The following is a 16760-nucleotide window of genomic DNA, read 5'->3' on the forward strand; positions in this document are numbered from 1 at the left end:
CCACCAACTCACATACTTTTACAAAGAATACAAAAAATGGAGATTCGAGGGAGTAACACCCCACTTTTAGAGTGGACTGGGGACGGTTTAGCGATTGGATTATTTGAAGATGCAGTAGAACTCACAGGGGAACTAGCCACTTTAGATGAAAAGTTGGCTGGTAGTATCAAGGAATTGATTGCCGAAGAAGAATTTAAAGGCAAACAAGGTAGCAGCACCTCCATTCGAGTTGGGAGTCATAGCCCAGTTCGCAAAGTGATAGTTGTTGGCTTGGGGAAACCCGAAGCTTTAAAACTGGAAACCCTCAGAAGGGCGGCGGCGGTGGCGGCGAGGACAGCTAAAAAGCAAAGGTGCAAAACCCTAGCAATTCATTTGCCGATTTTAAACGATGACCAAGCACAAACTGCTCAAGCACTCGCTGAAGGAGTTCAACTAGCACTATACCAAGATAATCGCTTTAAATCTGAACCAGAGGATAAAAGTCCGCAAGTTGAACAAGTAGATTTACTGGGACTTGGAGGACAGGAAGCAGCCATTACCCGTGCCAATCAAATTGCTTCTGGTGTCTTTTTAGCACGGCAGTTAGTTGCAGCGCCAGCTAACTCGGTTACACCAATTACTATGGCAGAAACTGCTACACAAATTGCCTCCGACCACGGTTTGCAACTAGAAATTTTAGAGCAGGAAGACTGTGAAAAATTGAATATGGGTGCTTTTTTGGGAGTCGCAAAAGCTTCTGACTTGCCACCTAAATTTATTCATCTAACTTACAAACCCGAAGGCACACCAAGGCGCAAGCTGGCGATTATAGGTAAAGGTTTAACCTTTGACTCTGGTGGGCTGAACATCAAAGGTGCTGGCAGTGGCATTGAGACCATGAAGATTGACATGGGTGGGGCTGCAGCTACTTTAGGAGCTGCTAAAGCCATTGGTCAACTCAAGCCAGATGTAGAAGTTCATTTTATTTCGGCTGTGACTGAGAATATGATCAGCGGTCACGCCATGCATCCCGGTGACATCCTCACGGCTTCCAACGGCAAGACGATTGAGGTAAACAATACCGATGCCGAAGGACGGTTGACTTTAGCAGATGCTTTAGTCTTTGCTGACAAATTGGGTGTGGATGCGATTATCGATCTTGCAACTCTCACAGGTGCGTGTGTTGTTGCCTTGGGAGAGGATATTGCCGGTTTATTTACGCCTGATGATGCTTTAGCTACCCAGTTAGAAAAAGCCTCAGAAATTTCAGGGGAAAAGATTTGGCGATTGCCAATGGAAGAAAAGTACTTTGAAGGGCTGAAATCCGGGCTTGCTGATATGAAAAACACCGGTCCGCGTGCTGGTGGTTCCATTACAGCTGCTTTGTTCCTCAAGCAATTTGTGAAAGACACAGCTGCTTGGGCACACTTAGATGTTGCTGGTCCAGTTTGGGCTGAAAAAGAAAACGGCTACAACGGACCAGGAGCAACTGGCTTTGGTGTTCGTACTCTCGTTAATTGGGTACTGAGCGAAGTGTAATAGTTACACTCTCTTGTGGGGCGGGCGTCCTCGCCCGCTATTTCTCGTTCCCAGCCTCTTTTCTCGTTTTTCTCGCTCCCAGCCTCTGGCTGGGAATGCATACTTAGAGGCTCTGCCTCAATTCTATTCATAATACTTATGAAAAGATTATAGGTACATTGCCATATCTCTAGTTGTTATAGCGTGAACCTCCTGACTTGAAGTTAGTACTGTGATAAACAAAAGATTTAATACTGAGAGATACAAAAAAGTTTCAAGAATAAGGGTTTCTAGATTGATGTAACTGAGGCACGAGTTTTTTGTATCTATCGTGTCACCCCAATCATCTAACCAATCACCATCAACATCCTTAACAAATTGTCGAATTCCTCGACCCACAATGTTTGTCTGGAATTTCTCAAGTCACTAGATCTTTGCAGCGCTGTTCTAGCTCTACTAATTCTTTGCTGTTTAAGAGTTTCTAATTGCTTGGAATTATAAGTTATTCTTCTTTATTATACCAATGATATATACTTTTTTAAAAAAACATGAAGCAAGACTATGTCTACCTTTATGTCATCTTGAAAACTTCACATTTTTCTCAGTTTCTTTAAACGTGACTTTATAAAGTAACAATAAATTTGTATAAAATTTAGAAGTAGTTCGATCTGAATTTACGGCTAGTTCAACTTAATTCAAAATAATTTTTTAGAGCTTTACAAAAAGTTAAGTACCTCCACGAATCCCATTTTTTTGGGTTCTTCTGACAATTTAAAAAGGAATCGTTTTAATAACCTTGTTGTCAGGAGTTAAATTGTGCGTCCCAAAATCAGAAAAAGCTTAGCTAAATTTTTGAAAATTTGGCTTTTTCTTTCTATCTTCCTTTTAAAAGAGGCATTTCCTCATGCTGCTTATGCACTTAGTTCGATAGATTCTTGTGCTGTTCAACCTACGTGTGCCGAAGCTATAGGGTTAGAAATAGGCGCAAATGTTGCTGCTCCTACAAGTACAGGTCTTGGTCAAGCTACAATTGCTGCTACTTCTGGGTCTACTGGTACTGCTAATGCAGTTGTCACATCCATTGGTAGAGTAGGTGTTGTTGTGGGTGCAGTCGGTGGTGGATACGCAATTTGGCATTATTGGAACCAAGGTAACAATGAGCAGGCTCAGAATAAGGCTAAGGAAAAATATTGTGCTACTTATCCAAATGATGAAGTTTGTGGTATCCCTGCAAGAACTGTTACCGGTAATCCAACTACCTTTGAGGGTGATTGTTTTATAAATCTTTACTATGAAGGAGAATTATTTGATACGCAAGGTGTTTATCCGGTTGGAGTTAGTAATGTTACTTGGGAACCGGGAATCAATCCACATGGTTATCCAAGCTATGAATTAATAGTTTACACAACTAATAATACTAAAGTTAGAACATATAGGTATGCTTGGAACCAAAGCTATGATTGGTCATTGAGAAGCGCTGAAACTTCAGCTAAACCTTGGAAAGATTGGCCTCAATCTAAGCGTGATGAAGCAGTTAGCTTACTCGAACCGTCTGACTGGCAAAATCTTGTTAGTTCTATGCCACAAGGGGGTTTATTAGAGCCTGGAGATACGCTTGATGCTTCCAAAATTGTAATTCCGGGGCAAGAGACAGACGATCCCAATACTCCAGAAGACGATCGCCCTTTAAGGATATTTCCAGGAATTTATACTATGCCTGGGAATCCTGATTTTGATAGAGATAGCATCCCAGACACAACCGATCCAGATGATGACAATGATGGAGTACCTGATGCTAGTGATTTAGATCCACACGATTCTAATGTTCCATCACCACCAACTTCTGCAAGCGGTGGTTCTGGCTCTGGAGATTCAGGCGGTTCTGGAGATCCACAAGATCCGGGAGCAGAAGTTACTCCTCAAGTCCTTCAAGATGTATATAATATCGCGAATAAATACCCAAATACAAAGTGCGTTGATTGTGCTAATGAAATAGAGAAATACTTAAAAACGAAAAACATTCGTGGAAGGCGAGTTGTACTTGATACGCCGAAATCTGAGCCGCGAAATTTCAACGTATATGATGATAGCCTTCCACCAAAATCTGATGGCGGTGTTATTGCAGACAATGGTCATCACGAAGGAATTGCGATTAGGATAAATGGAGAAGAAAAGGTTTTTGACAACCACCACCCTGATGGAGTTCCAACAGAACAGTGGAAGAATAATCTCACATTTTTCGGCAAGGAACATCTGGGCCAAAGCTTTAAAGAATCAGGGTACTTATTCTAAATGCAATTGTAGGTAGTTACCGTGGATAATTTTTCAAAACTTCTCCAAAGTATTAAAGATAACCCAACTAGATATTTAGACAAACCTTCAATTACTTGTCTTCATTCATTCTTAATTGGGTATTTAGGTACTCTACGGGATTTGGGCTTTGCTCTAGAAAGCTCGGTTATGAATGGGTTTCAAGAGTGGATACAAGAACGAGAAAAAACTACAGTATCTCAATCATGGGTAGGGATTCTTCTCTTTATTTGTGGAAGTGAGAGACTTGCTTTCAATAGTTTTTTTACAGATTTTGAAACATTTCTGAATCAGACAGAGAGTTTAAAAAACAAAAAAAATGCTGAGGAAGAAAATTTCAAATCTAAGGTAGATAACGTGAAACCCCTTTCATACGATTTCTACGAGCTTCTAGGATGGATCAAGAAGAGACCGGGTATGTACTTAGGTACTAGCTCAATTACTAGGCTCGATATGTATTTAAGGGGATACACTCTGGCTCGAAGAGAAGTTGGTATAGCTCCCACCGAACAGGAAAGAGAGTTTGAAGGGTTTCAATCTTGGTTACAAGAACGATATAAAATTAAATCTAATCAATCATGGGCTAAAATAATTCTCTTTTATTCTATGGATGAGCATGAAGCCCTAGAAAGATTTTTTGAACTCTTTGAGGAATACTTAAATAGCAACAAGAGTTCAAACTAAGTTTCAGAAATTTGAGTGTGAGCATCAAAAGGGAGCTTATACCAAATAAAAGAATAAGGAAAGCTAATTTTTCAGGTGGGAATACCCACCTTTTTTTACAGAGAGCGAATTAAGCTTGACACACAAAAATATTTAGAAAGGAATAAATTCATCACAGTATCTCTAACAGTGAAGCGATTGCAACCAATGTCATGATGAAGGAGTTGAGATTAAGGTAAATGGAGAAAAAAGAGTTTTTGACAACTTTCTTCAAGATGGATATCCTAATGGAGTTCCCTCAGAACAGTGGAAGAATAATTTAACATTCGATAGTAAGGAATTTCGTGGAGCCGTTTTTGAAGAAAAAAGATCTAGATTCTAATATAAGTAATTAAGATGAGAAAATTTACTGAACTTCTTCAAGACATTAAAGATAATCCGTTAAAATACTTAGACCAACCATCAATTACTTGTCTTCATTCATTTTTAGTTGGCTATTTAAGTACTCTAAGTGATTTGGGATTTATTCAAGAAGGCTTCGCAATGAATGGATTTCAAGAATGGACACAAAAAAGAGTAAAAACCACGTTAACTCAATCATGGGCAGGGATAATTTTTTCTGAACACAGGAGTGAAAAACTCGCTTTTAATTCTTTTTTTAAGGACTTCGACAGGTTTTTAAATCAAAAAAATATTTCAAAAATTGAAGAAATAAAGGTAGTTGATTTGAAGTATAATACATATGATTTCTACGAGCTTTTAAGAAGAATGAACAAGAGACCAGGTATGTTCTTAGGTACAGCCTCAATCACTAAAATCGATATGTATTTAAGAGGATACGCTCTGGCTCGAAGAGAAGTTAGTTTAGCTCCCACCGAACAGGAAAGGGAGTTTGAAGGGTTTCAATCTTGGTTGCGAGAACGATATGAAATGGAATCAAATCAATCATGGGCTAAAATAATTCTCTTTGATTCTTTGAATGAGCGTGAAGCTCTAGAAAGATTTTTTGAACTATTTGAGGAATACTTAAATCGCAACAAGAGTTCAAACCAAGTTTCAGAGATTTGAGTGTGAGCCTCGAAAGGGAGCTTATATTCAATAAAAGAATAAGCAACAATACGCCAATTGTACAAAGCTAATTTTTCAGGTGGATCAAGACATTAAAGATAACCCGGTAAAATACTTAGACCAACCATCAATTACTTGTCTTCATTCTTAGTTGGCTATTTAAGTACTCTAAGTGATTTGGGATTTATTCAAGAAGGTTTCGCGATGAATGGATTTCAAGAATGGACACAAAAAAGAGCAAAAACTACATTAACTCAATCATCGGAACTAAAGTTACAGGGTTTCCACACTCAAGGGAGGTTTTTAGATGATTTTGGGAAAGGAGTCGTTATCGTGAAAGGAGGAAGTAAATATCAGCCACTTTTTAACTACCTACAAAAAAGCGATCGCACAGAAGTCACCCTTACTTTTGCAGAAATTGAGACATTAATAGGTGATAGTTTACCAGAAACAGCACGAACCCAACGGCGGTGGTGGGGAAATCGTAGTAAAGGCGCACTACAAGCTTCAGCCTGGATGAATGCAGGATACATTGTTGGAGAAATTGACTTAGAACGAGAGCGTGTCAAGTTTCGCAAGCCTGCTAGTGGCTACAAAGTTCAATCTGTGACAGATACTACAAAGTGGAATAGCGATTCAATTAAAGCATTACGTTTGAAGATGGGGTTGACACAATCAGAGTTGGCTGAGGAATTAGGTGTTCGCCAGCAAACCGTAAGCGAGTGGGAGAACGGGATATATGAGCCAACTCGTGCTACGTCAAAACACTTAAGTATGGTAGCTGAGAAAGCTAGATTTAAGTACAAGACAGGGGAATGAACAAATATACTATGACAATATTGACTTATTTACACGGTAACGTGTAAATTAAGAGAAGCTGATAACGAAGCTTTTGCTTTCTTCCATGCAGTAAAAGGTCGTTGTTCAAAGCAAACTTGCGTTGAAATCTACGTATTATGGTGGGTAATATTCCACCATAATACAATTTTTTTGATTTATATTTCACCCTACACTACTTTGGCTGAAATCAATTGATAGTAGAAGAATTCAATCAAATGAGTAAGAGAAAGAATTTTCGTAAAACGTGGCGGACGTTAACTGAGATTGGGCAAGAGTTTGGTGTTTCTGCAGTCAAATTTGGCAATCTTTTAAAACAATATGGACTCAGAGAAAAGGATGGAGAACCGACACAAACAGCAAAAGATAATGGATTTTTTGAAAAACTTGTTCCTAATGATGGCAAAGCTTATTACCTATGGCATCGCGATAAAACCGTTGAGTTTCTTGTCAGTCAAGGTGTTGAGAAAAGTGGTATTTCTGCAAAAGAAGCTTCAAAAACAACGGAAGCGAGAAAGCTTGCACGAGAATGGATCGAAGCTCAACGACTTGATGATGAAGGGTCAAAACTTGGCTATTTCATGGCTTGTGAGTTAGAACCTGAAATTAAGAAAATTGGTGTTGATTTGGTTCAAACACAATTGAAGAAACTTGGCTCTGAAATTGTTCTAAATTTTGATGACTAAAAAATACAAGTCAGTTCCATAAGCTCCATAATTAATTAAGATCGCATAAATTACCACTTGTTATCACCATGTCACACATATCTCAACCACGACGTACCTTATCCCGCAAACCTATATCGCCAGAAGAACAAGCCCGCCGTCAACAACACCGCGACTCATTGGCTGCACGGTGTCGTGTAGTTTTTGAACGAGTACGCCCAAGTTTGATAGAAGAGCATCGCAACTGGTATATTGCGATCGATCCTGACACAGAACAATACATTATCGATCCAACTTTTAATGGAATTGTAAAAAAAGTTGTGGAAGCATATGGTTATGGCAATGAACCAAAACTAACGGCGTTCCGCCTTAACGATACAGGTTATTGTGGCAGAATATGATCGAAGGGCGATTTGGCGATAATCAAGAGTTATTTTTTGAGATTCAGTTTGTTACCGCTAATAATGAATTTTTTTTTGTAGAAGCTTTGTTTGATACTGGATTTACTGATGGTTGGTTAGCCATTAATAAACAAGACTTAGAAGCTTTGGATTGGGCTTTAATGGTTTTGCAATTTGAGATGCAAACAGCACGAGGCTCGGCAAAATTCGATATCTACTCAGGCAAAATTATCATTGATGGTGTAGAGGTTTCTATTCCCGTTCATGTTGGAGAGAATCTTCCTGATACTATTGTAGGTTCTCATTGGCTGGATATTATGCGATTGATTGCTGACAAACCAGCTGGAATATTAACACTTGAGATTGTGTCATCTTAGAGGTCATTTATAAAGTAAATTTTAAATTGCTAAATGTATTGTATTGGTTGGGTATAACGAAATGACACCTAATAATTTGATGAAATGTTAGGGTTTTCAATCATTTGATGAAATGTTGGGTTTTTCAATCATTTGATAAAATGTTGGGTTCTTCAATCATTTGATAAAATGTTGGGTTCTTCAATCATTTGATAAAATGTTGGGTTTCGTTCCTCAACCCAACCTACAGTTGTGGGGCGGGTGTCCTCGCCCGCCCTTTTGTGTAATTCAATGCCTATTTATTTCCTTTCTGGATGAGCTTTTTCTTCTTGTGAGGGAGTACCCATTTGGTTAATTGTGGCAATAAGCTGATACATTCGCCCTAAGTCTCTTTGGTTGAAGTATAAAACAAGGCGGGGTAGGTTAAAGGTTTCATCCTGTGCTTCTTGGGGTAATGCTTGGCTTTTTTCTATCCGTTCCTTAACCAAAATGTCGCTAAACTTAGCATTGAGTTGTTCTACCTCAGCATCAGATAATTCTGACTTAAGACGGATGACTAAGCGATCGCCCACATAACGACTGGAGTGATACACTTGGAAAAAGCCAGTAATTGCGTTACATGCGACATCCAAATCGTCTGTTACCGTGTAAAGACTAGGATCGTCAGGGCTAACCAAACCTTTTTTTACCAGCTGTTCGTTGATGTATTCGCTCCAAGACCGCCAGTAATCGCCCCCTGGAAAGTCAATTAAAACCACTGGTACGGGACCAAACTTTCCTGTCTGACTCAAAGTCATACATTCAAAAGCTTCGTCTTGGGTGCCAAAACCACCAGGAAAGAGGGCAACAGCATCGCTTTCTTTGAGCAGAAATAGCTTGCGAGTGAAAAAATACTTAAAGTGAATGAGTTTTGGATCTCCCTCAATAACTGGGTTTGCTGTTTGCTCAAACGGTAGTTGAATGTTTAGACCAAAAGAATTTTCTCTTCCTGCACCTTCATTCCCGGCTTGCATGATTCCACCACCACCACCCGTCATAACCATGAATCCCAATTCAGAAACACGGCGAGCAAAATCATATGCCATGCGGTATTCCGGGCTTTCTGACGATAAACGCGCCGAACCAAAGATTGTGACTTTCCGAACGTGTCGGTAAGCATAAAAAAGTTCAAAACCACGTTCCATATCAGCTAAGGCAGCTGATAATATTTTCCAATCGAGGCGATCGATTTCACTCTTTGCCAAATGCACTATGGTAGATAGTGCTTGCATAACATACTGCCGATTTTTTGATGTCGGTAAGTGTTCAAATAATTCAGCGAGATCCGCTTGGAGAGAATTTAATGTATCTAACGACTCAGATGACGTCATGAGAAATTTCGCCAAAATGGCTTTATATTTTAGACTAAATTGATGTGGAATAAAAAATAGTTCCTATTTACTTTAGTTTAAAGCTGACAAGTTACGTATAGGGTACAAGCCCCTAAATTGATTGATGGAAAAAAAGAAATAGATTCATTATTCAAATCTCCTACTTTTAAGTATAGAAATTAACTGGTCACTGGTCACTGGTCACTGGTCACTGATTAGTTGATTTTGTCGCAAATTGCAGTATAATATACAGAATTGAAAAAGCGCCTCCAGCTACCATAGTGTCGGCGCTAATATTAAAAAATAATTAACATTACGGAATCAGCCAGTTTTATTGAGAGGTGCAGTGTAATGCTACCTCTCTAGGTTGTTTGCGTAACTTTACTTTATGTTTGAGAACGCGAAGTTCAAAGCAAGCGACCTGTTGTTGCTAGCGCCTTAAAGATATTTCTCCAAAGTGTTAGCCAATGTAGTTTTAGGAACAGCACCGACGACCATATCAACTTTCTGCCCACCCTTAAAAATCATAAGGGTGGGAATGCTGCGGATGCCGTATTGACTGGCAACATTAGGATTTTCATCGGTATTCACTTTGACTACCTTCAATAGATCCCCGTATTGGCTGGCGATCTCATCTACAACAGGGGCAACCATGCGACAGGGTCCGCACCAAGGTGCCCAAAAGTCAACTAGAACAGGAACCTCGCTATCTAGGACTTCCTGTTTGAAGGTAGAGTCTGTAACTTGTGCGGCTGCTGACATGCCTAAAGACCTTTGCCTATCTTATATTTGAGTTTGCTGAAAATTCTACCATAGCAAAAACCTCTGCAATGGAATGTGCTGTGTACTTTTGCTTATAGCAGTAAAACTTCATCTAAAAGCCTCATAAGGAACCGCCCGAACGTTAGTCCGGGCGGAGTGTGGTGTGAGGAGTGAACGGAAACATGCGTCTCCGCTATTTCTATTCTAGGCGACATATGGGATTTTTCCAGATGCAGTTTGAAATTTGGTTGGTGGATAGTGGATAGTGGATAGTGGATAGTGGATAGTGGATACCATTTATAGTACGAATCTACTAACAACTAACAACTATCCAAGATTTATTTACCCATACCCAGTTGCTGGGCTTTCTGATACACTTTACCTTCAGTTAACAGAGAAGGAGCAATGACCACATCTACTTGCTGCATTTCTTTAATATTTTTGGCTCCTAATGTACCCATGCTAGTCTTTAATGCTCCTAAAAGATTGTGAGTCCCATCATCTAATTGTGCGGGTCCTCGGAGAATCTGTTCTAAACTACCAGTATTACCCACTTTGATGCGCGTACCGCGAGGTAGCACTGGGCTGGGTGTCGCCATTCCCCAATGATACCCCCGCCCTGGAGCTTCAGCAGATCTGGCAAAGGGAGAACCAATCATAACTCCATCTGCACCACAGGCAATACATTTACAGATGTCGCCACCAGTGATTAAACCACCATCAGCAATGACAGGTACATATTTGCCTGTTTCCTGATAGTAATCGTCACGGGCAGCCGCACAGTCTGCGACTGCAGTTGCTTGAGGAATACCCACACCCAAAACACCGCGAGAAGTACAAGCAGCACCAGGACCAATTCCCACTAGTACTGCGGCGGCTCCTGCTTTCATCAAATTCAGGGTAACATCGTAAGTGACACAGTTCCCCACAATCACGGGTATTGGCATTTCCTGACAGAATTTAGCCAAGTCTAGTGGAATAATCGAATCAGGAGACAGGTGTGCAGTTGAAACAACTGTTGCTTGCACGAAAAAGAGATCTGCTCCAGCTTGGGCAACAATAGAACCGTATTTGCTAGCCCCCACTGGTGTAGCACTCACAGCTGCAATGCCGCCTTGTTCTTTAATTTCCTTGATTCGTCGTTCTACGAGTTCCGGTTTAATGGGTTCGGCATACAATTCTTGCATTAAAGGAACAAATTCCTCTTTACCAACCGTTGCAATGCGGTCTAAAATTGGCTCTGGATCGGCGTAGCGAGTTTGGATACCTTCCAAATTGAGGACTCCTAATGCTCCTAACTGTGACAAAAGCACAGCCATGCGAACGTCTACTACGCTATCCATTGCACTAGCAATAATTGGGATTTCTCGCTCAAGATTGCCAATGCTCCAACTTGTGTCTGCCAAACTTGGATCGAGTGTTCTCCTACCGGGAACAAGTGCAATTTCATCTATACCGTAGGCTCTGCGAGCTACCTTTCCTCGCCCAATTTGAATATCCACGCTCTTTATGTTCCCAAATCTATTTAAGATAGGGTATCAAAATTACAGGGAAGTTGCAGGGATTTTTCTCTCAGACACTTTTGTAAACTAAATATTACAAGAATATTACAAATCGGAGATCTCGTACCCCATTACACCCCTATTTGAGCCACAATAGATTTGTTATACCATTTTGGATTTTAGATTTTAGATTTTGGATTGAGAAAGTCTTACCTAGACTTAATCTCAACCAATTATCTGTCTGAGTTTTTTCAATTTGGTATTACTATCAACTTATATTTCATTCAGATTAGCAGCCCTTGATCCAGTCTGAAACGTTAGAACTACTCGAATGGTCTCGCCTCTGCCAGCATTTGTCTACCTTCGCAGCGACAAAGTTGGGAGTTATTGCCGCACGTCAAACTATAATTCCTGAGTCTCAAGCCCAAAGCGAGCAGTTACTAGCTCAAACGAAGGAAGTCTATGAACTGGAAAGCCGTCTGAATGCTGGACTCTCATTTGATGGAATTCAAGATATTGGCGATTCTCTAGAACGTGCTGAACTGCAAGGAATTTTGGCAGGGGACGAATTATTAGCTGTTGCCACGACTTTAGCTGGTGCTAGAAATCTACGCCGTGTTATCGACAATCATCCAGATTTGTTGATACTTAATGAACTGGTAGCCGATTTACGAACTTACCCAGAATTAGAGCAAGAAATTCACAGATGTATTGATGAAAGAGGACAAGTTGCTGACCGAGCTAGCCAAAAACTTGATGAAATTCGTACTTCTTTGCGGCAATTACGCGGTCAGATTATTCAAAAATTGCAAAATATTATACAAGCAAAATCTAGTGCCGTTCAAGAACAGGTTATTACACAAAGGAGCGATCGCTTTGTTATCCCTGTAAAAGCACCTCAGAAAGATGCCATACCGGGAATTGTTCACGATACCTCAAGCAGTGGCGCAACATTGTACGTAGAACCAAATTCCGTAGTGCCAATGGGCAACCAACTGCGGCAATTATTGAGGAGAGAACAAGTAGAAGAAGAATCTGTTCGCAGTATTTTAACTCAACAGGTAGCAGAAGTCAAACCAGACTTGGAAAAACTTTTGGCAATTGCAACCACCTTAGACCTCGCTGTTGCCAAATCGCGCTATAGTTTCTGGCTAAAAGCAAATCCTCCCCGGTTTATCAATTTCCAAGAAAAAGACAGCATTACTTTGCGGCAGTTACACCATCCACTTCTGGTGTGGCAGCATCAACACGAACAGGGGTATGCTGTCATTCCCGTTGATTTGTTAATTCAGCCGGAAATTCGGGTAGTGACTATCACAGGACCAAACACTGGAGGTAAAACAGTCACCCTGAAAACCCTGGGTTTAGCAGCATTGATGGCAAAAGTCGGTTTGTTTATACCAGCTCGCGAACCAGTAGAAATACCTTGGTTTCAACAGATACTGGCAGATATTGGTGACGAACAGTCGCTGCAACAAAATTTGTCCACCTTTTCTGGGCATATCCGCCGCATTAGTCGGGTGTTGGAAGCATTGGATACCAATTCCCTAGTCTTACTAGACGAAGTCGGGGCGGGAACAGATCCAGCCGAAGGAAGTGCGTTAGCGATCGCATTGTTACAATATTTGGCAGACAATGCACTGCTGACTATTGCTACCACTCACTTTGGCGAACTGAAAGCTCTGAAATACCAAGACGATCGGTTTGAAAATGCTTCTGTAGAATTTGATGAAAGTACACTTTCACCAACCTACCGTCTTCTTTGGGGAATACCGGGACGCTCTAATGCTTTAGCGATCGCTCAACGCCTAGGATTAAAACAAGAAGTTGTGGAACAAGCAAAAACACAACTTGGAGGAGCGACTGACGAAGTTAACCAAGTCATTGCTGGTTTGGAAGCACAACGCCGCCGTCAGGAAACCAAAGCCGCCCAAGCGCAAGATTTGTTACAGCAAGCAGAACGTTTATACAAAGAAGTCTCTGACAAAGCGCGGAATCTAGAGGAAAGAGAACAGGCATTGCGTGCTTCACAAGAGGTAGCAGTCAAAGAGACAATTGCTCAAGCAAGAGGTGAAATTGCCCAAGTCATTCGCCGCTTGCAGCAAGGAAAGCCGACAGCGCAAGATGCCCAGCAAGCAACAAATGCGTTGAATGAAATTACTGAGAAATACGCAAGCGCACCACCATCAAAACCCAAAGTAGGATTTATTCCTAAAGTAGGCGATCGCATCCGCATACCCAAATTGGGGCAAACAGCAGAAGTATTAACTGCCCCCGATGACGATTCGGAGTTAACTGTCCGCTTTGGGATGATGAAGATGACGGTGAAATTGGAAGACGTGGAATCGCTGGATGGGCAAAAAGCCGAACCAGTCGCTAAACCGAAACCAGCACCAGCACCAACACCAACCCCGCAACCTGCCCCAGCCATTCGTACATCCAAAAATACAGTCGATATACGCGGACGCAGGGTGCCTGATGCGGAAATTATTTTAGATAAAGCCATTTCAGAAGCTAACGGACCGATCTGGATTATTCACGGACATGGGACTGGTAAGTTGCGACAAGGCGTTCATGCCTTTTTGCAACAGCACCGACGAGTCAGCCGTTATGAAGCCGCCGAACAAACTGATGGAGGCACTGGGGTGACAGTTGCTTATGTCCAGTGACCAGTGACCAGTGACCAGTGACCAGTGACCAAGATAAAGTCATATTTTTTACAAAACTTATTACTTTATCTTATGGCTTTGTGAAAACAGATTTTCGTCATAGAGTAAAACAAAGACATTTGCTGTTGTCCAATAGTGATAGAAGCTGTAGCTGTCGTTGCAGCATATCCTGCAAGGAAACCATTCTTAGTCAAAAAAAGTCTGGTTTCAAAATGGGTAACAGCAACAGCCCCTACTAGCCCGATCACCTATGCTGAAAGTTATGCACACTGCCGCCAATTCACCCACCCCAAATTCGCAGTGGGAGGATCTAATCAAGATTGGTGCCCCGAACTCCGTTCACTGGGATAATATCAAAACCCAGCTGGATTTGGTGCTGTTGGCGCTAGAAACTTTAACTGGCATTGGCTCAGAGGCAATGCTACAAGCGGCAGTTCAATTGGATTTAGAGTCAAGAGTGCCAGACCGAGTGGCGTTGTGGCGACTGAGACAGTCAAATCCACTACGTAAAGGTCAAGGAGGGCGAAAAAAACTAGATGTAGAAGAAGCTAGAGCACTTGTTCTCATTATTTGTTACTTAGCAAAACAGCACCAAGAATTGATCCGCCGTGCTGTTGGGCTGTTGGAACAAATGGCGGAAAACAATCGCGAACCACATCAGGCTGCTTTACTGGGAGATTACATTGATGCTTTCTGCAACACCTACCAAGATCGGATGGAGGAAAATGAAACAATCTCCACAGATGAACTAACCCACCTAGCTTTAAAACTTCTTATAGATGTACTTTTTTATAGTAGTCCCGGTGGGCATCGCCGTCTCTGGCTTGCACTTATAGACCGTTCCACAAAATTTGAGATTTAAGATTTGAAAAGTCAAAATCCAAAATCCAAAATCCAAAATTAAAAATAACTTGCTTGCAGTTCCTGCCATGCCTGTATCAAATCCTACAATCCGTCGGTATACACCGCCCACTTGCACTTTAGAAGTGTTGGCGCAAAGCTCGCCCTTGTCAAGGTGGATGGGTAAATCTGTCCTGAAGCAGCTGCGCTTCGAGCTTCGCTTTGACGATCCGCAACTTCCAGACGAAAGGAAAGTTGCCATTAGAGGCGATCGCGAACAACTTGAAGCATTGTGTGTCGCGGTCACAAACTACGTTCAAGAATTCTTACAGATGTCTCCTGAAAGCTTTTGGGCAAATTTCTCATCAACGAGAGATATCAGCCAAGCATCTGATGAAACACTAGTGCCAGATTTTACTAGTTCTTCAACGGCGACTACCACAATCAACCCTTTGAACGATCGAATACCAAGGGGAGATATATACATACAACCAAATAGCCATTTAACACACAGTTTGTTTCTTGGATCTCTAGCAAATCAAATATCTGGTGGAGTTGTTGAGTTAAGTTTACTACAATTGTTCGACTTGGCAACTGCCTTGGATGAGTACTCAACTGATGTCATGGCACTCCCAGACCTCAATTCTCGTTCTAGAGTATCCCCCATACCTGTTTGGGCTCCTGTTGCTGCAGTCTTAGCGATCGGTGTAGGTTTAGCACCCCTAACATGGCAGTATGCAAATAGTCTCCGACAAGAGCAGCAGACGGCTAGAAAATCCGATGCGTCATCACAAACAATTGCTTTACAAGATTCTCCGCCCTCAAATTTGTCATCGCCTCTACCGACACTTAGCCCTTCAAACAATAATTTGTTAGCGCAGCCACTACCAAGCTTTGGCGCTAACTTTCCATTACCTCCATCTACCTCTGCTCCATCAGCCCAAACGTTCCCAGTCTTACCACCCACCCCAGGAGCATCTTCCTCTACTCAGATCCCTTCCATATCACTGGCACCCCCCACATCTACCTTCCCAACTTCTACTCAAGCTTCTCCTAACATTGCGGCTTTGCCCAAGGGCGCTTTACCATCTTCAGGGACATCACTCACTGTACCGAGTACAAAAATTCCCCCTTTTGCCTCCTTTCCACAAAACACTGCATCTTTTAATAAAACCCCCAGCCAAAGAATTACTCTTCAACCAAACGCGAAACAAAGCACCTTAACATCAACCTCTAGGGGTGAAGTTCCTGCTTTGTCACCCGATTTTAAGAATCCACCGAGCATACCCAATTCAGAACTTGGATCTTCTTCGAGTATCCCAGCAATTCCCGCACCTCTGCCCAACATACCTTCTAACTTATCCAGTGCTAGAGGGATAAACTCTACCACAGGGGTTCCGCCACTCAATACCACGACTCCCAGTGATACTGACGCACTCGTTGCTAGATTGCGTCAAGGTCGCACAAAGAACAATGCACCTACAGAGGTAGCAGCTAATAGTACAAACGACACGTTGTTTGATACATTACAGATCTCAGAAGCTAGAGAATTTTTGAAACAGCGATGGGAACCACCTAATGGTTTGAAGCAAGCAATAGAGTACAGTTTACTGGTGGGTGTAGATGGTACTATAGAAAGAATCATGCCTTTAGGAAAGGCAGCAAGGGATTTTGTTGACCGTACTGGAATGCCTCTAATTGGTGAACCTTTTGTCTCTCCCAATAAGAGCGGACAATCTGTTAGAATTCGGGCAGTTTTTAGTCCTGATGGCAAGGTACAAACTTTTCCTGAAAAAGAGTAACTTGACAGCACCAGTTAC

The 16760-nt window shown here is 41.6% G+C and carries 14 protein-coding genes and 1 pseudogene; 12 read left to right on the top strand and 3 right to left on the bottom strand.

The annotated features are described in order from the left end of the window. Positions 1 to 36 precede the first annotated feature (36 nt). The 9 genes and pseudogenes from WA1_RS41525 (at position 37) to WA1_RS41565 (ending at position 7818) form a co-directional block, all read left to right on the top strand. Positions 37 to 1518 (top strand): leucyl aminopeptidase, encoded by a 1482-nt coding sequence (locus WA1_RS41525; RefSeq protein WP_017742946.1) that lies wholly within the window; start codon positions 37 to 39, stop codon positions 1516 to 1518. A 795-nt stretch (positions 1519 to 2313) separates the two neighbouring features. Continuing rightward, complete coding sequence (locus WA1_RS54025; protein WP_017742948.1) at positions 2314 to 3789, top strand: papain fold toxin domain-containing protein; 1476 nt, start codon at positions 2314 to 2316, stop codon at positions 3787 to 3789. Between the two features lie 21 nt (positions 3790 to 3810). Next, positions 3811 to 4491, top strand: coding sequence for a hypothetical protein (locus WA1_RS41540; RefSeq protein ID WP_017742949.1), 681 nt, complete (start codon positions 3811 to 3813; stop codon positions 4489 to 4491). 199 nt (positions 4492 to 4690) lie between these two features. Next, a pseudogene (locus tag WA1_RS56045) lies at positions 4691 to 4852 on the top strand (papain fold toxin domain-containing protein); the annotation flags it as partial. A gap of 14 nt (positions 4853 to 4866) precedes the next feature. Further along, positions 4867 to 5538: a hypothetical protein gene (locus WA1_RS41545; RefSeq protein ID WP_017742950.1), complete on the top strand. Its 672-nt coding sequence runs from the start codon at positions 4867 to 4869 to the stop codon at positions 5536 to 5538. Positions 5539 to 5742: 204 nt separating this feature from the next. Next, on the top strand, positions 5743 to 6357 hold the full coding sequence (locus WA1_RS41550) for a helix-turn-helix transcriptional regulator (protein ID WP_017742951.1): 615 nt from the start codon (positions 5743 to 5745) through the stop codon (positions 6355 to 6357). Positions 6358 to 6569: 212 nt separating this feature from the next. After that, a complete protein-coding gene (locus WA1_RS41555) occupies positions 6570 to 7061 on the top strand; it encodes a hypothetical protein (protein WP_148662875.1) in 492 nt (163 codons plus the stop codon). 68 nt (positions 7062 to 7129) lie between these two features. Beyond that, positions 7130 to 7441, top strand: coding sequence for a hypothetical protein (locus tag WA1_RS41560; RefSeq protein ID WP_017742953.1), 312 nt, complete (start codon positions 7130 to 7132; stop codon positions 7439 to 7441). Next, positions 7438 to 7818, top strand: coding sequence for a hypothetical protein (locus WA1_RS41565; RefSeq protein WP_017742954.1), 381 nt, complete (start codon positions 7438 to 7440; stop codon positions 7816 to 7818). The genes WA1_RS41560 and WA1_RS41565 overlap by 4 nt, the downstream gene beginning before the upstream one ends. A 278-nt stretch (positions 7819 to 8096) precedes the next feature. Here the strand turns inward: WA1_RS41565 and WA1_RS41570 are convergent, their stop codons facing one another. From WA1_RS41570 to WA1_RS41580, 3 genes are all read right to left on the bottom strand, one after another. After that, the gene (locus WA1_RS41570; RefSeq protein WP_017742955.1) at positions 8097 to 9167 is read right to left on the bottom strand and encodes an LOG family protein; all 1071 of its coding nucleotides are present in this window, start codon (positions 9165 to 9167) and stop codon (positions 8097 to 8099) included. Positions 9168 to 9605: 438 nt separating this feature from the next. Beyond that, the gene (gene trxA, locus WA1_RS41575; protein ID WP_017742956.1) at positions 9606 to 9929 is read right to left on the bottom strand and encodes a thioredoxin; all 324 of its coding nucleotides are present in this window, start codon (positions 9927 to 9929) and stop codon (positions 9606 to 9608) included. 338 nt (positions 9930 to 10267) lie between these two features. Beyond that, positions 10268 to 11431, bottom strand: a complete 1164-nt coding sequence (locus WA1_RS41580) for a GuaB3 family IMP dehydrogenase-related protein (protein ID WP_017742957.1) — start codon at positions 11429 to 11431, stop codon at positions 10268 to 10270. 299 nt (positions 11432 to 11730) lie between these two features. Between WA1_RS41580 and WA1_RS41585 the strand changes: the two genes are divergently transcribed. From WA1_RS41585 to WA1_RS41600, 3 genes are all read left to right on the top strand, one after another. Beyond that, positions 11731 to 14100 (top strand): endonuclease MutS2, encoded by a 2370-nt coding sequence (locus WA1_RS41585; protein WP_017742958.1) that lies wholly within the window; start codon positions 11731 to 11733, stop codon positions 14098 to 14100. Between the two features lie 250 nt (positions 14101 to 14350). Continuing rightward, complete coding sequence (locus tag WA1_RS41595) at positions 14351 to 14962, top strand: DUF3038 domain-containing protein (protein ID WP_017742959.1); 612 nt, start codon at positions 14351 to 14353, stop codon at positions 14960 to 14962. 67 nt (positions 14963 to 15029) lie between these two features. Beyond that, a complete protein-coding gene (locus WA1_RS41600; RefSeq protein WP_026134597.1) occupies positions 15030 to 16742 on the top strand; it encodes a DUF4335 domain-containing protein in 1713 nt (570 codons plus the stop codon). Positions 16743 to 16760: the final 18 nt, after the last annotated feature.

It is taken from the genome of Scytonema hofmannii PCC 7110 (assembly GCF_000346485.2).
Taxonomy (GTDB): domain Bacteria; phylum Cyanobacteriota; class Cyanobacteriia; order Cyanobacteriales; family Nostocaceae; genus Scytonema; species Scytonema hofmannii.